Consider the following 22158-nt stretch of genomic DNA (forward strand, 5'->3'; position numbering starts at 1 on the left):
TGCAAATTAAAAACTCCATTTTCCCCGTAAAAAATAAGAGGTGGAATAGGAACGGAATTTATCCCTTGAAGTATCCTCTGCATAAAAGGCCTGGACGATAAAGTCTAGATCAAAATCCTGAAATACATTCCAAGTCGCAAAAGGGGAGAGGAACATGGCTTTGTTCTGAGGAAACAGCATCATGCCAAATCCTGCATTGATAAGGGGGTGGGCTTGATAGCTGGTCTGAACGAATCCGGAATGTTTATAAGGTGACAGGTTTTTGGCCGTCAGTGCGCGACTATTGAGTTGGATTAATCCTTCTGCCCCTAGGTTTTTATAGCCTGACTCATTGAAAAGGTAAGATATATTATAGAACAATTTTCCTATGGAATGGTCCAGAGAGATACTTCCTACAAATGCCTTTGGGTCTGCTTCAGTTTCTTCTTTCGGGTAGAAATAGGTGAATTCCCCTTTTAAACTGGCACTGCCCAGATTACCGGCCCAGCCAGCACCAAGCACCCAGTTTTCTCTGCTATAGCCTCCCATAAACTGGAAGTCATACCCCCATTTATTGGTCTTGTACATCAAGGCAGAGGAAAAAATATTCATTGCTGTACTGTCAGGATTTATGGTTTTAGAAGGAAGGCTAATAGCTACCTCAATACTGGAATTGGTTCCTGTGTAATACTCTGTTCTAAGGGCATCGATTCCTGGTCGCTCTTCATAGTCAAAGTCAAAATAAGAATAGGCATTGAAAATATCGTTTGGATTCCATATGGTATTGATGCCCCAATTGATCCTTTGTCGGCCCAGTTTGACCGTAAGGTTTTCTATGATCCACTCCATATACAACCGATCAATCATTGTGTTGAGTACTACACCATTTTCATTGATTGGGGTCCAGTTTAGATCAAAGTAGTAGGTGTCATAATCGATGAAATCCTCAAAATTTTCAAGGTACTTGCTTGTTTGACCAATAAATAACCTGGTTCTCAAGGCCCCATAAAACCTGAAGTTATCATTTGGATACCATTTAAAATTGAGTCGATTATGGATGAGGTTGTCCATCAATGCACTGTCGCCAAGATCGTTTGCGGAGATCATTTCTTTGAGATAACCATTGACAAAGAAGGTCTTGGGCTTTTCTTCTTGCGCAAGTATATTGCTTTGGATAAAGCCAAAAAATAGGCAGCTAAATAGTATTTTAACGAACTTCATCATATTTGATCATGCCATCTTCTAAGGTGACGACTCTTCTGGCCTTGTCGATGACCCTTTGGTCGTGTGTGGAAAAAATAAAGGTCATATTTTCTTCACGGTTCATTCGGGCCATCATATCTAATAAATTCCCTGCAGAGGCAGAGTCAAGGTTAGCGGTGGGTTCATCTGCTAGGATAAATTTTGGCCTGGAAGCCAATGCCCTGATTACTGCTACCCGTTGTTGTTGTCCTCCCGATAATTCTGATGGGCGGACTTTGGCCTTATCCTCCAAGCCAACCTCTTTCAGAAGTTTCATGGCTCTTTCTTCCATTTCCTTTTCGGATTTTTTTTGCAGCAACATGATAAATTCTACATTTTCTTTGGCTGTGAGCACAGGGATGAGATTGTATTGCTGAAAAACGAAACCAATATGGTGCAACCTGAAATCTATAAGCTGAGACTCTTTTAAGTTGGAAATGTCGGTATCTCCGATAATTATCTTCCCCTTGCTGGGCTTATCAAGACCCCCAATGATATTCAGGAGTGTAGTTTTCCCAGAACCTGATGGGCCAACGATGGCCGTAAATTCCCCTTCTTCAATCTCGAGGTCCACATCTTTTAAGGCCTGAACAGGGATCTTCGACTCGTGGTAAGTCTTGGCTATATTTTCAGTCTTTATAACAATTTTTTTAGCTACTGTTGTTTCCATTTCTGAGTCATTTAAACAGTGTGTAGGGCTTTGGTCGGATTGAGCTGAATGGCTTTGTAAGCAGGATAAAGCGCACCAATCAGCGCGGTAATAATCACGCCAATCGTCACAAATATATAGATGTTGTTTTCAATGCTTGGGTACAAAATACTATCATAACCATAGGCTTTTAGCCCTTCGGAATAGGCGCTTAAATCAATGCCGTGAATGCCTAACCAGTTCATGGTGGCTAAACCAATGATAATTCCCAATGGACCACCAACCAAAGAAAGAAAAACGGTTTCGATCACAATCATCATATAAACCCGCCATTTGTTCATTCCTATGGCCATCAACATACCCAATTCCCTATAGCGCTCCAATACGGCCATTAGCATAGTGTTGATAATTCCAAAGATGAGTGCAATCATGATAATACCAAAAAGTACCCATAGGAAGCTGTCTGTCATGGAAAGAAAGAGTTCGAGCTCGGGGGCAATGGTCCTCCAGGATTCTATTAGCAGGTCTGGGTGTTCTTTTTTAAGTTTGTCCATTAATGGGGCTTCATCATTTGGGCTTGATAGGAAAAGGGCAATTTCATGAATGTTTTGGCCTATTCCAGCAATGCGATTAAAGTCTTCCATTTTTACATAGGCGGTGAATTTATTGATGCTAGGTGAGGAGGTCTCTATCAGGCCTGCTATGCGAAATGCCCCTGCGACCAAATTATTATCTTCATCTTGGAAGGTGAGCACGATTTTCGAGTTGATGTCTACCTTGAGTTCTTCGGCCAGCTCATTTCCTATTATAACTGGGTTTCTCTGCTTGGATTCAAAATAAGTTCCCGCTGTTAACAGTGAGTCGTGGTGGGTAACATGTTTTTCCAATTCTGGAATGATGCCATAAATACGGACTCCATTGGCTTTTCTGGTGGAGGAAATCATTCCATTGGCAAAGCTTCTGGGAGAAATGGCGGCAACCTTGGGGTCGGAAGAAAGTGCTTCTTTCAGGGAAAGCCCATTGGGTATGGAATAGGCTATATCGTAGTCCTGTTTGAATTTTGGATGGTGGATTTGTATATGGGAAATTTCATGTTCTATAGCCCCGTTGATATAGGAAACAGTGAAGCCATTCATAAAGCCCAACATGAAAAGCAAGGCCCAAATGCCCACGACAATAGAGCCAATGACCACTAAGCTGCGGCCTTTGTTCCTCCAAACATTTCTCCAAGCTATTTTGATTAACATATTCATTTATCTTCCTTCTCTCATAGCATTTACAGGGTCCAGTTTCCATATTTTATAAAGAGGGTAAATGCCTAGGACCAATGCCATAAAAAACACCACCCATGCCTGACTGGTAAATACTATTGGTTCTAAACTGAATACATAGACAGCTTCGATGCCGAATTTTTCAAAAGCCTCCTTATAGGTGTCCGATAGGGAAATTGGATGATGATAGAAATAACTAATAAGGGGTATGCTTAAAGCAAAGCCCACCAAAACAGCAATCATAGCTAGCATGATGATTTCTGCAAATACAATCAATTGCAGTTTGTATCTTCTCATTCCTATGGAAAGTAGGACCCCAAATTCATATAGACGCTCAGTTGTCATCATCAGAAATGTACCAAACATTCCAAAGCCTATCACCACATATAGTAACATCAGCATGATTATTCCAGAAATATTATCTACCTCTATTCCCTGTATTAATTCCGGCATCATTATTCTCCAGTTCATGACTTCTAATGCCGTAGTATCGACTTCTTGTAGTAAACTAGCCTCAATGGAACTGACATGTTTGGGGTGTTCAGTGACCACAGCCAAGGCTGTCAGCAACTGTTCTGCTCCAAAGAAATATTGAGCTGAAGGCAAGGGCATGAAAACTGCCTGATTGGTGAGCTGTGGCAAGCCAAACTGGACCAGGCCGCAAACGGCATATTTCCCTGCAGCATTTGCCCCGTGGTAACCTTGGCTGATCAATACGATGGTGTCACCAACAGAAAGCTTCAGGTATTCTGCCAGCCCTGTTCCGATCAGTACATGTTTTTCGTCAATTTCAAATGGTTTGCCTTGGACGATTTTATCTTCGACATTGGTGAGCGCTGCTTCTTTCTGAGGGTCAATGCCTATGACCAATGCCCCTTTGGTTTTGGTTTGGTAGGAGGCCAAGGCAAAGGATTCCAGTCTTGGGACAGCTGCTTCTACATTTGCGATTCCTTCGACTTTTTTCTGTAGATTTGAAGGTGGGGTAAAGGCATTGTCAATCACCTGTTCATCCCAATATCCTTTTTTGTGGATCTGTAAATAACCGGTTAAAAAACGCACGCTATTATCAACCATTCTTTCATAGGAACCCAATTGCATAGAGCGCATAAGGCTGGATAGGATGACGGCAAAGGCTATACTGACAATGGTGATAATAGTCCGTCGCTTATTTCGCCAAATATTTCTCCAGGCCAGTTTTAATAACATCAACGTATGCGTTTCATTTTTTGAATAGAGAAAAAGCTTTCACTGATGTCGATATCAAAATCAATATCATTATAGATAATTACAGTCCTTTGATCTGGGTCTTCCGCAGGAATCATGTCTATTTTGCTAGGAATAATCCTCCCGTCCATCTCTTTGATTTCTGAAAGGATCATGGTATTGACCAGAAGACCGTCTTCATCATAATAGCGAATAAGCAGTTCAATATAATCTTCTTTGGATACAAATAGCTCAATAGCTCCCCATACCACAGCGGCATCCTCCTTTGGAATGAGCTCTAGCTTCCAGCAATCATAATTATTGATGCTGATATCCCCTTTGAGAAAATGGTCATAATCCTCAACCACTGAAGATTCTTTCACCAGGTCATCATTAGTAAAATCTGAGCCCATCCATGATTGGCTCATCATAGAAGGAGGAAGCTTCACCACCCTGTCAATGGTGGGCTGCCAATTCCATATTTCTTTGTCTCGCTTGAGGAAAGCGGTTCCTTGGTCCCTTGCGGGGCTGGTGATAAGGATGAGGGAATAGTCAGTCCCTAGGCTCCAGCCTTTCATTGAAATCTCCCTTGACCAATCTGGTCTAATAATCTTCATGGTCATATTGGAGGATGATGATTTGCCCCTCATTTTTTGATCTACCTTCTTGATGATCTCGGTGGCATCTTGTCCAGAAAGCAAAAGAGGTGTAAAAAGGAAAATGATACAAAATAGCGTTTTCATAAGAATGATTTTATAACCTGCTTTGAGTGGGTTATTATCATAATTTAATGATTCCAAATCCATGTTCCAATAGATTGTTTCTGGATTTGTTTCTATTTCAGGTAGTTGTTTGGTGCTTTGGTCAGTTTTAGAGGTGAGAAAGTCTGTTTTATGAATTATTTTTAGTCTATATGATTGGCTTACTCTTTTTTGGCATGATTATTATTTTCTCAAACTAAAATTGTTGAGGTAGTTTAGCATTTAGAATTATAGTAGTTAAAGCATTATGATTATCCGTTTTAACACCAGTAAACTTATTTCTCACAGCCTGTCCCGATTTATCGGGAGATTCCACGGATCTACACAGAATTAAATTAGTATTTCTTAAAGATATGTATTCTCTTAATAGGGAATGTTTTGAATGGTAAAACTTACTGGTGCAATTGCGGATATATATAAAGCATAATCAATAATAGAGATGAAAAACTTTTGGGCGTTTATATTTTTACTTATCGGAGTATCAAATTTGGCGGTTGGTCAGTCCATACAGCGGGATTTTTTTGGTGACCTGGAGTATGTTTCCAGAAATGGCCATTTTAAGGCAAAGCTGGACAGGGATATTTTTGAAAGTTTGGTCTATACTGATGACAATGAAAATAAAGTGACTTTTGAGAAGGAATACCTTGATGAAATATATGGAAATGAATTAAATACTGAGCAAGGAGAGAGTGTGTTTTTTATAGGCTTGGTCCGGCAGTATCGGAGAGATAATGGTTATATCGCAAAATACACCATCGACGTTTTTGATAGGGTGGTAATAGAAGATAATAGGCAAAATAAACTTGTAGAAGGGAAAGACGTTTTTGGAAATTATACTCGCGAAGAAATTAGAAATGGTCGTCGGGTTTATGTCAAGAAGGAGTTGGATGGTGGTTTAGTATTGGAAATGGATCAGGAAAAGGCTTCTTTGAAGAAAAATATTTTTGACAAGTGGGTGTATCAAGATAGTAGGGGGAATAAGCTGGAGTTTAGTAGAGGCACTTGGAAAGCCTTAAATGATCGGTATGGTAATAATGAAGATATTTTCAATTTTCTAACCAATGAACTGCTTTATCAGAATTAATTGAAGTAGGGGCGTTGTATTAATTTATTGGTCGCTTCTTTTTGTTACATTGTTTTAGTTAAGTAATAATCAGGCTAGTTTGATTTAAGTTATTGATGACTTTTTTAGTTGAGTGACAGATGCTATTATGATGATTTGTCTTTATAAAAGCCAACAGGAAAAAAGAGCGGACTATCAAGAAAAATGGAAAGAAAACAAAAAAGCTCCCCAATAGGAAGCTTTTTCTAGTTTAGCTTATTGATAATTAGTGAAGTACTATCAATGCATGATTTTAGATTTATTAATCCAATTGGTGATTTCCATCACCATCAGCTCCATACTTTTGCTTGTTTTTCTCATTTATTTTCTCGACATCCTCAGACCCTGATTTTACAAAAGGGAGTAGGTTTGGGGATTGGTTGCATTTGATTTTGATCACGTATGCCAATTGGGCTGGTAATTCATCTGGAAAAGAAAGATTCATCCCTTCTTTGCTTGACTTCCATTGGATAGGGCCGTTGTGTCCCAAAAGTTCTACCCCTTTGATGTCAGTTTCTTTCCAAGCTTTCAATGTTTGAATTAATTTGTCTTGAGATGGTTTTTCTAATAAAATAACATACAAATTGTTGCCTTTTACAGTAAATCTCACCTTGTCCTCCCCAAATACATTATATGGTCTACTACTGTAGATGGCCTCACCGTTTTGGTCTAGCCAGCTTCCGAAATCCCTTAAGATAGTTTTTGTGGCATCGTCAAATGAACCATCAGGTCTTGGGGGAACATTAAGAACAAAATTGCAGTTTTTAGAAACCACGTCAATCATTTCGTGTAGCAAGCTTTTTGAGGAACGGTAGGATGTTTCATTGCCATTATAGAACCAAGGGCCGATAGAATTTTCGGTTTCCCTCATGGGATGTACAATGTCGTTTTCTCTGGTACGTTCTAGGACCACAGAGGAGATGCCTTCATAAAAATACCCGTGGTCCTTTATATCTTTAATAACCATAACACCTTCGTTTTTTCCATTATGCCGGGAAGCATTATGGTTATAATAATGGGCAAGAATTTCCAGACCTGCCTTGCCCTGGTCATTCATGAATGGTAGGGCACCATCGAAGTAAAGGTGGTCAGGGTGATAATTGTCTATGAGGTCCTTAATGCGGTTTTTCCAATGTTCCACCCAGGCTTCTGAAGGCTTTAATGGATGCCTGATCTGATTGTATTCTTTTCCAATTTGATCTGCCGAGGCTTTTTCTAAATATAAATCCTGATAAGAGGGATCGTTTCCATCATAAGGAATGCCTTTTTTTGCTCCGGTGCTATCAGCTCCTTTATTGGTCTGAAACCAGCTATATGTTCGTCCCAAGTGTGTTCGTGCTCCCCATCGCAGTCCTGCATCATGAGCGGCATCTCTCATTTCTTTGCAAACATCCACTTTTGGACCATAATTCAAAGAGTTCCATTTGGGTTGATACTTTGAGTCCCAAAAATCAAAATTATCGTGATGAACTGCCATGGTCATGACGTATTTTGCTCCAGCATCAGCAAAGAGGCCTATCCATTTCTCGGCATCGAACTTGTCCCCTTCCCATGCTTCGATAATGTCTTTATAGCCGACTTCAGATGGGTGTCCCCAGTTTTTTAAATGGTCTTTATAGGCTGGGTGGCCTTCTTGATACATATGTCTGGCGTACCAGCCACTGTTACTGCTTTTAGAGGCGGATTGTGCATTCCAATGACAATAAATCCCGAATTTTGCATCCTTGTACCACTCAGGAGTTTCATATTGCTGTAAAGATTCTACAGTTGGCTCAAATTTAATGTTGTCCTTGGAAGTTTCTTCGTGTTTAATTTTGGATCTACATCCTATCAATATGGCGAAAACCATGCACCAAATAAGTGAATTGAAGGAAATGTCCTTCTTCAATAGTTTTTTAGTATTAACCATTTTGAGTGAATCATTTAGAATTTGCATAATCTGTGACCTTCGCTGTCTTTTTTTTGGGGCAGTACTAATTAAATTGAAGGATGCAATATAAGGAAATATTTTCCTGTATAGGTCAAATGGACTAGGTGAAAAACATAGTTGTTTCGTAATATCATAGCTATTTCAGGTGATATATTTCAATGAAAAATAGCTTTTTTGAAGATGTGTAGGGTAGTTCTTAATTTGATAGGTTGGCTGGAAAAAGCTAAGTAGAAAATTTGATCATTATGAATTCAAAAAAAAAGCTCTCCAAAAAGGAGAGCTATGTACCCAGGGCCGGAGTCGAACCGGCACGCCCGAAGGCATTGGTGTTTGAGACCAACGCGTCTACCAATTCCGCCACCTGGGCTTAGTGACATGGTATGTTTAACCATTTTTGTCAAAACATTGGAGCAATTTTTCTCTTGTTTTGTTTCCATTCCTTCCTGAATGGGATGCAAATATGGACAAAGATTTTTTCTTGTGCAAGAGCTAGAGCCTAGATATTTTGATTTTTTTCAAATTAATTTTTTTCGATTATCAGATCGTTTAAAACCAATTCTTGTTGGTTTGGTGTTAAGTGTTTGTACAGCTGTTGGTTAGTGGTGTTTCTTTAGTTCAGGTAGCTTAAAGCTGGTGTAGAAGATTTTTTTTGATTCAAGTGAAAAGTTTTTTCGGGAAGTGATTTTAATCAAAAAAATGTAAAACCTTCCAGGGAAGGTTTTCGCATAGCATAGGAAAAATTATGCTATGCGTTTTCAATTAATCTTCTTCCCGGTGGAAGTTAATCATTACTGGACTGTCATATTTTAGGCCAAGCAAGTCTGCTCCATGTCCATGATTGATCCCGATTTCCAGAAAATCCAAGCTATTGAAAAAAGCAAAGCAATCACCTGGTTCTACATTATCATAGGATTGGTTGATTTCTTCTAATATTTCACGGCTAAATTCCAAGGTGAATTTGCCTGGGTTAAGGGTGTTGAATACATCTTTGGGGATGTTTGTAATCAAATTGCCATAGTTGTCCACCCTTAATACATGGCCGACGATTTGCTTTTTAGTGGCTTTGATCTGTCTAGGCATCATCTTCTTGATTTGCTGTAAAGGTCCACCAAAATCATGAATGGCGGCCCCGCTGGCCACTTTGGCGGCGATTGGGGCGAGAATGTCTTTTGCTGGAAAAGAGCTGTCCTTAATATGAATGTCAGCAAACTGGACAATAATTCCTGGGTCGTAATCTGCCAACATGCTCAAAACCCCATTATTGGGTCCTATAAAAATATGCTCTTCTAATTTGATGCCGATAAATCCTGATGTAATGCTACTAGTGCTATTGATAGCAACCAGATGGATAGTCCCTTTTGGAAAGTCCTTATAGACAGACCTTAGTACGAAAGCAGCGTGGGCAATGTCATAGGTATCAATTTTATGCGAAATATCGATGATATTCAGCTGCGGGTTGATCGATAACATCTTGGCTTTTACTGCAGGTACATAATAATCACAATCTCCAAAATCAGACAGGAATGTTACTAAGGCCATGGAACGAAGTCAATTAAAATTTTGTACTTTTGTAAGTGTAAACAAAAATAGAAATTTTATTTGTCTAAGAATAATCTGACAAAGCTAAATACATAATATCGGATTGGTAGAAAAGGTAATTACTTTAGAAAATATCCCGCTTTTGGATTTTCTCGGCTCAGAAAATGAGAATATCCGTCAAATTGCTGCGGCTTTCCCAAAAAGCAAAATTGTTTCGCGCGGAAATGAAATTCGTATTCAGGGCATGGCTCCTGAAATTATTCGAATCAACGATGTTCTTAATATGCTCTTACAACATTTTAACCGTTTCGGTCAGGTGACCCCGGAGAATGTGAAGGAGTATATAGACTTGGAAGGAGTGCCTTTTGAGGAAGAACATAAAAATGATATCATCGTATTTGGCAATAAGGGTTTAGTCATTAAACCGAAGTCCAGCAATCAACGTAAGTTGGTGGATGCAGCTTTTAAAAATGACCTTGTGTTTGCACTTGGTCCTGCCGGTACAGGAAAAACCTATATCGCAGTAGCCTTGGCCGTGAGGGCGCTCAAAAACAGAGAAGTAAAGCGGATTATTATTACGCGGCCAGCAGTGGAAGCTGGCGAAAACCTAGGCTTTTTGCCTGGTGATCTTCAGGAAAAGCTGGATCCTTATTTGAGGCCAATTTATGATGCTTTGGGGGATATGGTTCCTGCTGAAAAGTTGAAGTTTTATCAAGAGAATAGGGTGATTGAGATTGCTCCGTTGGCTTATATGCGTGGTAGAACCTTGCATGATGCTTTTGTGCTATTGGATGAGGCCCAAAATACTACTAGAGAACAGATCAAAATGTTCTTGACCAGAATGGGCCCTAATTCAAAAGTAATCATTACAGGAGATCAAACTCAGGTGGATTTACCAAGTAAGCAAAAGTCTGGTCTAAGAGAGGCGCTTCGTGTGTTGAAAGATGTGAAGGGCATTGGCTTGGTGAAACTGGGCGGCAAGGATGTGATTCGACATAGGTTGGTGAAATCCATTATTGAGGCCTATGACAAAGATGATTTGGAAAAGGAAAAACTCAAAGATGAATTTAAGCGTCAAAAAGGTTCAGAATAAAGAAGAGCTTGAACAGGTCTTTAAAATCAGGGAAGAAGTTTTTGTGGTAGAGCAAGAGGTAGACAGAGAAGAGGAGTATGATGAATTTGAACAGTCTTCTACTCATTTTTTGGCCTGCTTGGACGGAAATGGAGTGGGTACCGCAAGATGGCGATTTACTGAAAATGGAATAAAGCTGGAGCGTTTTGCCGTGTTAAAAGCAGCACGAGGAAAAGGTGTTGGACAAGCTTTGGTGGCTGCCGTTTTAGAAAATATAAAAGAAAATTCCGAAGCAAAGAATAAGGTACTTTATTTGCACGGCCAGTTGGCAGCTGTTCCTTTATATGAAAAGTTTGGCTTTAAAAAGGTGGGAGATGTTTTTATCGAATGTGATATCAAACATTATAAAATGGAGAAAACATTTCCCTAAGCTTGTTTGTTGGAGATTTGTCCATGGTTTTTACAATTGATCAATTATTTAATTTATCCATATGAAAAAGTTACTAGTAGTATTGATGTTTTTTGGGCTTTTTTTACAGGCCAATGCCCAATCAGAAGAAACATATAATAAGAGCGAAATTAAGCTCAATATCCTCAATACAATCATTCAGGGTTCTGTTGAGCTCGGTTATGAGTATTTTGTTGAAGAGAATCAGTCTATTGGCGTAGAATACCTTATCAATGACCGTTTTGGGTATAATTCTGAAAATGATTCTAAAGAATATAATACCAATAGCTTATTGGTTTCCTATAATTTCTATTTCTTGAATGATTACAGTGATGGAAGTCTTTATGTATATCCTTTCTTCAAATACCGTTTTGGTGATTTTCAGGAAGTAGAAGGTAATAATCCAATGATGGAAACCGATATGAACAGTGCCATGTTGGGCATTGGAGCAGGCTATAAGTTTGTTCAAGGAGACAAGTTTGCCATTGCACCTTATGTCAATATTGCAAGGGGCTTTAGTGATGAGGTGAAGGACAGGTTTTCAGCAGTTGAGTTAAATGCTGGGGTAAGTATTGGGTATCGATTCTAATACCTGGTTGAGAATAAGCAAATTTTGAGGCTGTTCCAATATGATCCGAATAGAGGATTCATTGTTGGGACAGCTTTTTTTATTTGAGATTTTAAGGAGGACTTCTTAAATTAATGGTAAACTTTTTTATCATGAAATTTAATGAATTCCCATTTTTACGCTACTTCGCTTTTTTAGCATTAGGAATTATTGCCTACCCAAATATTCATTTTTTCAATTCTAATGAGCTTCTATGGGTTGTCCTGCTATTATTACTGATTTATTTAGCAGCTTCTCAGGGACTGTTAAGTAAGAAAGCGTTTAAAAATCAATGGGTATTTCCTTTCTTGGCCTATGTGTTATTAGTTATTTCCGGCTATTATTTGGCTTTGCAGGCAGATGAAAGAAATGGGCAGGATCATTTGAGCCATTTTCAGGATGTGGAAGCCTATATGGCGGTGGTGTTGGAAACTGATCAGGAGAAAGCGAATTCCATTGCCAATAAGGTAGCGGTGCGAAAAGTAAAGACTCCCAAGGGATATTTTGATGCCAAAGGGAAGGTAATCATCTATCATCAGAAAGATGCAGCATTACATATAGGAGATGTTCTTTGGGTAGATGGCAGTCCGGATAGATTGTCTCCTCCAAGTAATCCTGAAGAGTTTGATTATAGAGGATTTTTGGCCAATAAGCAAATTTACCATAGTCAATATGTGGGCAAGAGATTGGAAGTTTTGGGCAGCGTAAATGAAAGGCCAATATATTCCTGGATCAGCGAAATTAGGAATAATGCTATGCTGATGATTGATAGGAGTATTGAGGATGGGAAAGCTTCCCAGGTCTTAAAAGCATTTTTGCTAGGAGAAAAACAGGATTTGGACGAGGAGCTAAGTGAAGCATATGTCAAGGCGGGTACCATGCATGTTCTGGCCGTTTCTGGTTTGCATGTGGGAATGATTTATGGTTTCTTTTTTCTTTTCTTTAAACCTATGCAATCCTCTCGAGGGAAGCGGTTGGTTATATTGTCTATTATTGTACTTTTAATTTGGGGGTATGCTTTGCTTACTGGATTGTCTCCTTCTGTTAAGAGGGCAGCTAGTATGTTCACCATTTTGTCTTTTGCCCAAGTTATGTCCCGCTCTCCATCAATCATTAATTCTTTGGCTTTATCAGCGGTGGTATTGCTGGTTATTCAGCCTTTCATTATTTACGAAGTGGGGTTTCAGCTTTCATATGCTGCGGTGCTAGGTATAGTGGTTTTGCAGCCAAGAATCAGAAGATTATGGCTGCCTAAAAATAAGTTGCTGTATTATTTATGGGAGATAAGCTCAGTAAGTATTGCTGCCCAAGTGGCTACATTTCCCATTTCGGCTTATTATTTTCATGTTTTTCCCAATTATGGTTTGTTGGCCAATCTTTGGGCCATACCAGGGGCATTTTTGATTATGACTTTGGGACTGCCTTATTTGCTATTAGTGGTCTTTGGGATTTCATTTCCTCTTTTGACCAAGGTCTTGGAGGGAGTGGTCAAGCTCCTAAATTATCTTATATTCAGTGTTCAGGAGTTGCCATTTGCCCAAACAGAAGGAATTTATATAAGCCTTGTTGGGATGCTGTTGTTTTGGATAGGGGTGGTTTGTGTATTTTATGTTTATGAGTTTAGAAGAAAGACCTATGTTTTTGTGTTTTTAGGTCTGTGTTTTTTGGGAATTGTTTTGCATCATTCCAATTGGATATACAATACCCAAAGAGATGAGCTGTATATTTACTGTCTCAATAAGGGGGTAGCTATTGGCTATTTCAGCAAGGGGGATTATTATAAATTCAATTGGGATTTGTCAAAGAGCGAGCAAGCATTCAAAGTAGATCCCCACAGGGAGTCCTTGGCAAGTCAAAGGTTTTATGAGTTAAAAAGCCAAAAAACAGCTGGGGGCAGATTAGTGTATTTGCCAAATGGTGAGGCCCTTTTTGTAAATAAGGATTATCTTGATCTAGGTGCTGTCAGTACCAAAGAGCTGTCTTACTTTGATAAGGAAAATTGGAGGGTTTTAGCTCATAGGGATAGTTTGAGACTAGGAGATAAAGCCTATAAGATTATTTTGAGTTCAGGAAATTAATTTTTGGAAGAACAGTTTACTCCACCTATCTTCAACTAACCAAGGGATAGAAATTATGGGAAATCACGTTGTCACAGAAAAACAGGGCTCGATAGCTTATATCATTATGAATAGACCAGAAAAGCGCAATGCGCTTAATGGGGAAATGGTTGATGGCTTGCTGACTGCATTAGATTTAGTGGAAAGGGATGAAGAAGTGAGAGCGGTTATTTTAAAGGGAGAAGGAAAGGTGTTTTGTTCTGGTGCGGATCTAGAGGATATTAAAAAAATGGAGGCCAATGGTTTTGAGGAAAACTTAGCCGATAGCCGACATTTAAAGACGTTATTTTATAAGATTTATACTTTTCCAAAAGTGGTCATTGCCCAAGTTCATGGTCATGCCGTTGCTGGTGGCTGTGGGTTGGTTGCTGTGTGTGACTTTTCTTTTGTAGTTCCTTCGGCTTTTATGGGGTATACTGAGGTGCGGATTGGTTTTGTGCCGGCAATGGTCTTGGTGTTTTTGCTGCGAAAAATCGGAGAAGGAGCAGCCAAAAGCTTACTTTTGGGAGGTGAATTGGTAGCAGGAGAAAAGGCTAAGGAATTAGGCTTGGTGAATGACGTGTTTGAGACGGAAGAGCTGGAAGGAAAAGTAAAAGCATTTGCAGAAGGTTTAGTAAAGCAAAATTCGGGGCAGTCACTTGCACTGACCAAAGAAATGATCGCCAAGGTGCAAGAGATGGACTTGGAAGAGGCTTTGGATTATGCTGCCCATATGAATGCAAAGGCTAGGGGAAATGAGGACTGCAAAAGGGGAATTGCGGCATTCCTAGAGAAAAAGTCAATTGAGTGGTAAGTTGAAAACAAAAGCATTATCTGTATTAAAGAAGGTTTTCGGTTATGATGATTTCAGGCCGATGCAGCAGGATATTGTCCTTTCTGTAGCGAATGGGCAAGATACGTTGGCATTACTTCCTACAGGAGGAGGGAAATCCATTTGCTTTCAAGTACCTGCCCTAATGCAGGAGGGAATTTGTATTGTGGTCAGCCCACTGATTGCTTTAATGAAGGATCAAGTGGATAATTTGCGTCAAAGGGGGGTGTTGGCTACTGCTATTTATTCTGGCATGCGCAAAAGGGAAATTGACACCACTTTGGACAATTGTATTTATGGGAATTACAAATTCCTATATGTGTCTCCCGAGCGTTTGCGCACAGATTTGTTTATTGAGCGGTTTAAGAAGATGAATGTTAATCTGGTGGCCATTGATGAAGCCCACTGTATTTCCCAATGGGGATATGATTTTAGACCTCCTTATTTGGAAATTGCGAAATTAAGGGAATACCAACCAGATGTTCCTTTTATAGCGCTTACTGCTTCAGCTACACCAAAGGTCAGGACTGATATCTTGGAGAAACTGACCTTGAAATCTCCTAATTTATTTGTGAAGTCCTTTGCCAGAAAAAACCTAAGTTATTCGGTCAGAAAGGTGGAAAACAAATTGGAGAAAGCCATTGATATTCTGAAAAGGGTTAATGGGTCGGCCATTGTTTATGTAAGAAGCAGGAAAGGATGCAAGGAGTTGGCCATAGCCTTGCATCAGCTGGGGATTTCAGCGACATATTATCATGCCGGACTGGACAAAGCCACACGGGAAATAAGACAGTTGGACTGGAAGAATAATAAAATCAGGGTCATGGTGGCTACCAATGCTTTTGGGATGGGAATAGACAAGCCGGATGTGAGACTGGTCATCCATGTTGATATGCCAGAAAACCTGGAGAATTATTATCAAGAGGCAGGAAGAGCAGGGAGAGATGAATGGAAGGCTTTTGCAGTTATTCTCTATCAAGACCGGGATTTAGAATTGCTCCAAGAGCGGGCGGAGCAGGCTTATCCTCCCGTAGAATTTATTAAGAGGGTTTATCAGAGTCTGGCAAATTATTACCGGATAGCTGTAGGCAGTAGTCTAATGGTCAGTTATGATTTTGAGATTACAGCATTCACCAATATTTATAGCCTTGATATCTTGATGACTTACCATGCACTAAAGATTCTACAAGAAGAGGGCTTGGTAGAGTTAAATGAAGGTTTTTATAGTGCGAGTTCTTTTCACTTTTTGGTAGATCAAAAAGAACTTTATGGCTATCAAATAGCTCAGGCAAGTTTGGACCCTGTAATAAAAGTGCTGCTAAGGATGCATGGTGGGGAGCTTTTTACAGAGTATATCAAAATCAATGAGGAAAAATTAGCCAGTATCCTGAATATGCCAGAAGGACAAGTGGTCAAGCTTTTGGAGCGGATGGAGAATCTAGGGATCGGTGCTTATAATAAGAAAAAGGACAAGCCGCAGGTGACGTTTTTGACTCCTCGTTTTGATGCGGGAAGGTTGCCACTTAATGTGAAGCGGATTGCTGAAAGGCGGGAGAATAGCGTGGAAAAAGCCAAGTCCATGGTCCAGTATATCGAAAATAGGGTGTTGTGTAGGACGCTTCAGATATTGTCTTATTTCGGAGAGGAAATAGATGAACCTTGTGGTATTTGTGACGTTTGTTTAGAAAATAAAAAGGCAGGGAGCTTTGGAGGGCATCTTGAGGACACAAGATTGCGGATAGTGAAAACTTTAAATACAGGAGCTTTGTTTACCTATAAGGAGCTCTTGTCAGAAGCAGGCTTAAGTGATGAGGATGAGGATGCCTTAAGAATGCTTCGGCAAATGGAAGAGGAAGGGCTTTTGATATGCCTAGAAGATGGAAGAATAAAGAAAAACGCTGAATGACATTTGTAGAAAATATTTTGAACAGGCTTTTTCCAAAGGAGAAAGAGACAATCAAGCACCGGGAAAATGCCAAATATACCCTAGAGGACAAAGATAGTGTGCGGCAATGGATGAGATCAGGAGAGGGGCAAAAGCTGTTTGAAGCTGTTTATTCCAATTACCACTTGCAAAAGATTGGTGAGGAGGTAAGTCCTGAAATTCAGGTGTATCGTTCGCCTTACGCCAATGGAATAGCGGTTTTTTACGATTTTCCCTTCAATTCTGAAAATTTTCGCCAGCTTTTCTTTGCATTTGGCGAACGAATGTTAGATTTAGGATATGATCGAGTAAGTATTGAACGATCTGTTCAAGAAAAGAAGCAGGGAATCAATGTTACTGAAAAACAATACCTTAAGCCCAAGCCAACCTTAATGGCGGATCAAACGGACCAACTTTTTGGCAATGTCACTATTGAAAAAGTGTTGGTCAATCATCAACCTCAAATGATCAAAATCCTAGTAACAGTTTATTCTGACAGGTTGTATACCAAAGCAAAATCGTTTGATTCCTTTATTGAAGCAATATTTAATCACCCTAATAAAAATGAATAGAGAAGGACTTAGGAAAATATTAAATAATTATCGGACTCCCTTTGAGGAAGAAAAATCGTTTGTCGATGACTTTGTAAGTCTTGCAGATGATCCACTGGCTTTCTCAAGAGAAAGAAAGGAAGGTCATTTTACTGCATCTTCTTGGATAGTGAACAAGACCAGGACACATGCCTTACTCACTCACCATAGGAAATTAAACCGGTGGTTACAGTTGGGAGGACATGCTGATGGGAATGAAAACTTGATGGAAGTAGCCATGACAGAAGCCAAGGAGGAAAGTGGATTGATCTCTTTAAAGTTGGTAGATACTTTTATTTTTGATATCGACAAGCATCTGATTCCAGCCAATTCCAAAGACCAACAGCATTACCATTATGACGTGCGATTTTTGGTGGAGGCGGCCATGGATGAGCCCTTAACTATTAGTGAGGAAAGTAAAGATTTAGCTTGGGTCAGTTTTGAAACGGTCCCTGATGTTGTTAACAGCAATGATTCTATTATTAGGATGTTAGAAAAAACAAGCAAGTCTGAGTTGGTTTTTTAGCCATTTACTTGAGTCTTTTTTTGTAATTTTAGTTGTCACCAAATAGCTGTTTTTGAATGATGGTAATCTGTTGATTATAAGTGGTTGTTAGATATTTGGTAAAGATTGAACTAATAGTCTGCCAGATCATTTATAATTCTTATCTTTGTCTGAAAAATTACCAAAAGTGAGAAAATTACTAATATTGCCTTTGCTCATCGTAATATTTTGGGCTTGTTCGCCATCGGAACAGGAACTTTATGATGCGGGTGTTAAAGAATTGCAGAGCGGAAACTACCCTGAATCGATCAGTTATTTCGATAAAGTGATCGAGAAAAATGCAAAAAACACCGCTGCCCATAATGCAAGGGGGGTTGCTTTTTTTGAGTTGGAAAAATGGGATGAGGCAATAGCTGCATTTGAAATTTCTAAAGAAATAGATTCTACTTCCTACAAGCCTTATTTGAACTTAGGCAATGCGCTCCTTGAAAAAAAGGAGTATAAGAATGCGGTCAAAAATTATAATATGGCGAGTTTCCTTGATCCCAACCAGACAGATATTTATTATAACCGTGGTTTGGCATTATTGGGTATGGAGCAATACGAAGATGCTATCCTTGATTTCGATATGGCCCTACAGGTAGATCCAAACCAAGCTTTGGTTCACTTTAACAGAGGGAAAGCCCTTTTGGGAAATAATAATCCCCTAGAAGCCATCAATGCCCTTGAACAGGCTGTTGTGCTTGATGATCAGAATGCTCCTGCCTTTTACCTTCTTGGTGTTACCCAAATGAGTGCCTTGGGTAAGAAAGATGAAGGATGTGTGCATCTAAAAAAGGCTTTGAGTCTTGGGTATACAGATGCAAAGGAATGGATTGATGAATTTTGTGATACGGATTCTTAATGACAGTAATCGGAAAAGATATTATCAGGGCAAAGGAGACCCTAGAGGCAGGTGATCTAGTAGGTATACCTACTGAAACGGTTTATGGTCTGGCTGGAAATGCCTTAAATCCTCAAGCAGTTAGCAAGATTTTTGAAACTAAGAACAGGCCTAGCTTTGATCCTTTGATAGTACATACAGGTAGTGTAGACCAGATACAGGCCTATACTACTGGATTGTTGCCGGAATTGGCGGAATTGGCTGAAAGGTTTTGGCCGGGGCCACTTACTTTGTTGTTGCCTAAAAAAGAAATAGTGCCGGATCTAGTGACCAGCGGATTGGAACAAGTAGCTGTCAGGGTACCAAGTCATCCATTGACGCGGGAATTATTATTATCCCTAGATTTTCCTTTGGCAGCACCAAGTGCCAATCCATTTGGTTATATTAGCCCTACCCAAGCTTCTCACGTAGTGGATCAGCTGGAAGGAAAGATACAATATGTACTGGATGGGGGGAAATGTGAGGTTGGTTTGGAAAGCACCATTGTGGGAGTCGAAGAGGGACAAATTATTATTTACAGGCTTGGAGGTGTGGAAGTATCGGCGATCAAAGAGGTGGTAGGGAATGTGTTGATTTTACCCCAGTCTAGCAGTAATCCAAAGTCACCAGGTATGCTAAAAAGCCACTATGCACCAAGAAAGCCTTTTGTTTTGGGTGATTTGGAGCAATTGGTTCCTTATTATTTGGAGAAAGGGGAGGATTTCGGAGTACTGAGTTTTCAGAAGAAATATGAAAATATTGCTAATGAAAATCAAATTGTACTTAGTGAAAGCGGAGATTTTAAAGAAGCTGCCCAGCAACTGTTTGCTGCTATGCGTTATTTGGACCAACAGAAAGTGTCTGTGATTTTATCGGAGGAATTACCCGAAAAGGGACTAGGTAAAGCGATCAATGACCGCTTGAGAAGGGCTTCTGCCAAATAGTATTATTTTAAATTGAATTAGAAATTAGAAAATCATATTAAAACCTATTTAACCATGAACAGTAGGATAAAATCTGTTGATAACCTTAGCTTTGAAGGTAAAAAAGCCCTAGTAAGAGTGGATTTTAATGTTCCGTTGGACGGTGATTTCAATGTAACAGACGATACCAGGATCCAGGCAGCTTTGCCGACCATCAATAAAATATTAAAAGATGGTGGCGCAGTGATTTTAATGTCCCACCTTGGCCGTCCAAAAGAAGGCCCTGAGGATAAGTTCTCTCTAAAGCATATTTTGTTGGATTTGGAAAAGGCTTTGGACCGTCCCGTGAAATTTGCACCTGATTGTGTTGGTGATGAGGCAAAACAATTGGCTGCAGGCCTAAAGGGAGGTGAAGTTTTGCTTTTGGAAAACTTGAGATTCTATAAAGAAGAAACGAAAGGCGATGCTGAATTTGCTAAGCAATTGGCTAGCCTTGGAGATATTTATGTGAATGATGCCTTCGGAACCGCTCACCGTGCGCATGCTTCTACAGCTATTGTAGCGGAGTATTTCACTGATAAAGTTTGTGGTTATTTGATGCTATCTGAATTGGAAAATGCTGATAAGGTATTGGGCAATCCAGTTAGACCTTTCACAGCCATCATGGGAGGAGCCAAAATCTCCGATAAAATCTTGATCATCGAGAAATTGATGGACAAGGTGGATAACCTGATTATTGGTGGAGGTATGTCTTATACTTTTGCTAAAGCAAAGGGAGGCACCATCGGTGATTCATTATTGGAAGAAGATAAAATGCCATTGACACTTGAATTGGTAGAAAAAGCAAAGGAAAAGGGTGTTAATCTTTATTTGCCGTTGGATAATATCATCTCTACTGATTTTGCCAATGATGCAGAGCAAGGAACGTCAAAAAGCGGTCAAATTCCAGACGGATGGATGGGCTTGGATATCGGAGAAGAAACCCGTACACTTTTCGCTGATGTAGTGAAAAATTCAAAAACCATTCTTTGGAATGGCCCAATGGGCGTGTTTGAGATGTCTAGCTTTGACAAAGGAACAAAGGCTATTGCTGATGCAGTAGTTGATGCGACCAAAGAGGGTGCATTTAGTTTGATCGGTGGTGGTGATTCCGCTGCTGCGGTGAATAAGTTTGGACTAGGTGAAGATGTTTCCTTTGTATCAACTGGTGGAGGTGCTTTGCTAGAATATATGGAAGGTAAAGAGCTTCCTGGTGTAAAAGCTTTGGAACCTTAAGAACTAAAAAAAATAGTGACTATAACTGTTAGGGCTGTCTCGAAAGAGGCAGCCTTTTTTTGTGTTTTTTTAGTGATCAAGATGATGCTAATATTTTAGCCTTACAGGAACGATACCTTCTTGAATCATATTGATTTTTCTAGCTGCTTTTTTTGAAAGATCGATTACTCGTCCAGATACAAATGGCCCCCTATCATTGATCCTGACTTTTACGGTTTTTCCGTTTTTAAGATTTTCTACCTTTACGATCGTTCCAAATGGAAGTGTTCTATGGGCAGCGGTTAATTTGCTATGACTATACCGCTCTCCACTTGCAGTTTTTCTTCCATTAAACTTATTGGCATAATAGCTGGCAAGTCCCTTTTCGCTTCTTCCGCCATTATGAGAAATACTGGCACATGAGCTGAGTAGGAGTATTGTTGCGAGCATTATTAGGGCGCTATCTTTTTTCATTTGTGGACTTATAATACTAAGGCCAGCAGGTTTAACAAGATGTTCTCCCTGCTGGCCTTACTTGAGTTAGGACTTCAATTATTTATCTAACGAAGATCCATTCATTTTCTGTACTTTGTGGAGCAGAAAATTCATAGCCATCTACATTGAAAAGCTTGATTTTTTCAGGCTCAGTGATTCGGTTTTTGATAATATAGTCTGCCATTAAGCCTCTGGCCTGTTTAGCAAAGATGCCTATTATTTTGTATTTACCATCTCTGTGCTCTTTAAAGTTGACATTTATCATTGGTGATTTTAAAGCCTTTTTATCCACCGCTTTGGCATATTCTTGGGATGCAAGGTTGATGATCGGTTCACCCTTTGCGATATCATTCAGGGCTTTGGAAATCTTCGTGCCCCAATATTCGTAGAGGTTTTTTCCTTTTTTGTTTTCTAGGGAGATACCCATTTCTAATCTATAAGGCTGTATCAGGTCCATCGGTTTTAATAACCCATAAAGTCCAGATAGAATCCTAAGGTGATCCTGGGCAAAATTGAGGTCATCTTCAGAATAGTTTTCTACATCCATGCTTTTGTATACATCTCCTTTGAATGCCAAAAGTGCTTGCTTGGAGTTGTCTGGATTGAATTCAGCGCTGAAATTTTGATACCTTTCCTCATTGAGCTGGGCAATGTTTTCACTTACCTTCATCAGCTTTTGAATGTCCGAACTGGACTTTTTTTTCATCAATGAAACCAAGGTTTTGATATCTGATTTAAAGTCCGGCTGCGATGCCAAGGAAATATCGGTGGTGCTAAGATCAAGGGTCTTGGCGGGGGATATTATTGCAATCAT

21 protein-coding genes and 1 tRNA gene are annotated in these 22158 nt (G+C 39.6%); 12 read left to right on the forward strand and 10 right to left on the reverse strand.

Features of this window, described 5'->3' with window-relative positions:
- Nucleotides 1-6: 6 nt before the first annotated feature.
- From H7U17_RS02200 to H7U17_RS02220, 5 genes are read right to left on the reverse strand one after another with little or no spacing between them, the layout of a single operon-like run.
- Nucleotides 7-1203, reverse strand: a complete 1197-nt coding sequence (locus H7U17_RS02200; RefSeq protein ID WP_186754310.1) for a hypothetical protein — start codon at nucleotides 1201-1203, stop codon at nucleotides 7-9.
- Nucleotides 1187-1891 (reverse strand): ABC transporter ATP-binding protein, encoded by a 705-nt coding sequence (locus tag H7U17_RS02205; protein WP_186754312.1) that lies wholly within the window; start codon nucleotides 1889-1891, stop codon nucleotides 1187-1189. Before H7U17_RS02205 ends, H7U17_RS02200 begins: the two co-directional genes overlap by 17 nt.
- 11 nt (nucleotides 1892-1902) lie before the next feature.
- Entirely contained in the window at nucleotides 1903-3117 is a 1215-nt protein-coding gene (locus H7U17_RS02210; protein ID WP_186754314.1) for an ABC transporter permease, read from the reverse strand.
- Between the two features lie 6 nt (nucleotides 3118-3123).
- Nucleotides 3124-4347, reverse strand: a complete 1224-nt coding sequence (locus tag H7U17_RS02215) for an ABC transporter permease (RefSeq protein WP_186754316.1) — start codon at nucleotides 4345-4347, stop codon at nucleotides 3124-3126.
- Nucleotides 4347-5087 carry an outer membrane lipoprotein-sorting protein gene (locus H7U17_RS02220; protein ID WP_186754318.1) on the reverse strand — a complete coding sequence of 247 codons (741 nt, stop codon included), beginning with the start codon at nucleotides 5085-5087 and terminating at the stop codon, nucleotides 4347-4349. The genes H7U17_RS02215 and H7U17_RS02220 overlap by 1 nt, the downstream gene beginning before the upstream one ends.
- Nucleotides 5088-5544: 457 nt before the next feature.
- Between H7U17_RS02220 and H7U17_RS02225 the strand changes: the two genes are divergently transcribed.
- A complete protein-coding gene (locus H7U17_RS02225) occupies nucleotides 5545-6189 on the forward strand; it encodes a hypothetical protein (RefSeq protein ID WP_186754319.1) in 645 nt (214 codons plus the stop codon).
- Between the two features lie 280 nt (nucleotides 6190-6469).
- On the opposite strand, the gene H7U17_RS02230 is transcribed toward H7U17_RS02225, so the two are convergent.
- From H7U17_RS02230 to H7U17_RS02240, 3 genes are all read right to left on the reverse strand, one after another.
- The gene (locus H7U17_RS02230) at nucleotides 6470-8116 is read right to left on the reverse strand and encodes an alpha-L-fucosidase (protein WP_186754321.1); all 1647 of its coding nucleotides are present in this window, start codon (nucleotides 8114-8116) and stop codon (nucleotides 6470-6472) included.
- Nucleotides 8117-8422: 306 nt separating this feature from the next.
- Nucleotides 8423-8504: transfer RNA gene (locus H7U17_RS02235), tRNA-Leu, on the reverse strand.
- Nucleotides 8505-8896: 392 nt separating this feature from the next.
- Entirely contained in the window at nucleotides 8897-9676 is a 780-nt protein-coding gene (locus tag H7U17_RS02240) for an SAM hydrolase/SAM-dependent halogenase family protein (RefSeq protein WP_186754323.1), read from the reverse strand.
- Between the two features lie 103 nt (nucleotides 9677-9779).
- Between H7U17_RS02240 and H7U17_RS02245 the strand changes: the two genes are divergently transcribed.
- The 11 genes from H7U17_RS02245 (at nucleotide 9780) to H7U17_RS02295 (ending at nucleotide 20870) form a co-directional block, all read left to right on the forward strand.
- Nucleotides 9780-10769 carry a PhoH family protein gene (locus H7U17_RS02245; RefSeq protein WP_186754325.1) on the forward strand — a complete coding sequence of 330 codons (990 nt, stop codon included), beginning with the start codon at nucleotides 9780-9782 and terminating at the stop codon, nucleotides 10767-10769.
- Nucleotides 10738-11178 (forward strand): GNAT family N-acetyltransferase, encoded by a 441-nt coding sequence (locus H7U17_RS02250; RefSeq protein WP_186754327.1) that lies wholly within the window; start codon nucleotides 10738-10740, stop codon nucleotides 11176-11178. Before H7U17_RS02245 ends, H7U17_RS02250 begins: the two co-directional genes overlap by 32 nt.
- Nucleotides 11179-11239: 61 nt before the next feature.
- Nucleotides 11240-11785, forward strand: coding sequence for an outer membrane beta-barrel protein (locus H7U17_RS02255; protein ID WP_186754329.1), 546 nt, complete (start codon nucleotides 11240-11242; stop codon nucleotides 11783-11785).
- A gap of 131 nt (nucleotides 11786-11916) precedes the next feature.
- Entirely contained in the window at nucleotides 11917-13881 is a 1965-nt protein-coding gene (locus tag H7U17_RS02260) for a ComEC/Rec2 family competence protein (protein ID WP_186754332.1), read from the forward strand.
- Between the two features lie 106 nt (nucleotides 13882-13987).
- A complete protein-coding gene (locus H7U17_RS02265; protein ID WP_230981234.1) occupies nucleotides 13988-14713 on the forward strand; it encodes an enoyl-CoA hydratase-related protein in 726 nt (241 codons plus the stop codon).
- Nucleotide 14714: 1 nt separating this feature from the next.
- Entirely contained in the window at nucleotides 14715-16637 is a 1923-nt protein-coding gene (locus H7U17_RS02270) for a RecQ family ATP-dependent DNA helicase (protein ID WP_186754336.1), read from the forward strand.
- Nucleotides 16634-17227 (forward strand): hypothetical protein, encoded by a 594-nt coding sequence (locus tag H7U17_RS02275; RefSeq protein WP_186754338.1) that lies wholly within the window; start codon nucleotides 16634-16636, stop codon nucleotides 17225-17227. The genes H7U17_RS02270 and H7U17_RS02275 overlap by 4 nt, the downstream gene beginning before the upstream one ends.
- Nucleotides 17220-17771 carry an NUDIX hydrolase gene (locus H7U17_RS02280; protein ID WP_186754340.1) on the forward strand — a complete coding sequence of 184 codons (552 nt, stop codon included), beginning with the start codon at nucleotides 17220-17222 and terminating at the stop codon, nucleotides 17769-17771. Before H7U17_RS02275 ends, H7U17_RS02280 begins: the two co-directional genes overlap by 8 nt.
- Before the next feature lie 166 nt (nucleotides 17772-17937).
- On the forward strand, nucleotides 17938-18654 hold the full coding sequence (locus H7U17_RS02285) for a tetratricopeptide repeat protein (protein WP_186754342.1): 717 nt from the start codon (nucleotides 17938-17940) through the stop codon (nucleotides 18652-18654).
- The gene (locus H7U17_RS02290) at nucleotides 18654-19616 is read left to right on the forward strand and encodes an L-threonylcarbamoyladenylate synthase (RefSeq protein ID WP_186754350.1); all 963 of its coding nucleotides are present in this window, start codon (nucleotides 18654-18656) and stop codon (nucleotides 19614-19616) included. The genes H7U17_RS02285 and H7U17_RS02290 overlap by 1 nt, the downstream gene beginning before the upstream one ends.
- Before the next feature lie 54 nt (nucleotides 19617-19670).
- Nucleotides 19671-20870 (forward strand): phosphoglycerate kinase, encoded by a 1200-nt coding sequence (locus H7U17_RS02295; RefSeq protein WP_186754351.1) that lies wholly within the window; start codon nucleotides 19671-19673, stop codon nucleotides 20868-20870.
- 87 nt (nucleotides 20871-20957) lie between these two features.
- On the opposite strand, the gene H7U17_RS02300 is transcribed toward H7U17_RS02295, so the two are convergent.
- Both H7U17_RS02300 and yaaA read right to left on the reverse strand, forming a co-directional pair.
- The gene (locus tag H7U17_RS02300) at nucleotides 20958-21299 is read right to left on the reverse strand and encodes a septal ring lytic transglycosylase RlpA family protein (protein ID WP_230981235.1); all 342 of its coding nucleotides are present in this window, start codon (nucleotides 21297-21299) and stop codon (nucleotides 20958-20960) included.
- 106 nt (nucleotides 21300-21405) lie between these two features.
- On the reverse strand, nucleotides 21406-22158 hold the full coding sequence (gene yaaA, locus H7U17_RS02305; RefSeq protein ID WP_186754355.1) for a peroxide stress protein YaaA: 753 nt from the start codon (nucleotides 22156-22158) through the stop codon (nucleotides 21406-21408).

It is taken from the genome of Echinicola salinicaeni (genome assembly GCF_014280965.1).
In the GTDB taxonomy this organism is placed as follows: Bacteria; Bacteroidota; Bacteroidia; order Cytophagales; family Cyclobacteriaceae; genus Echinicola; species Echinicola salinicaeni.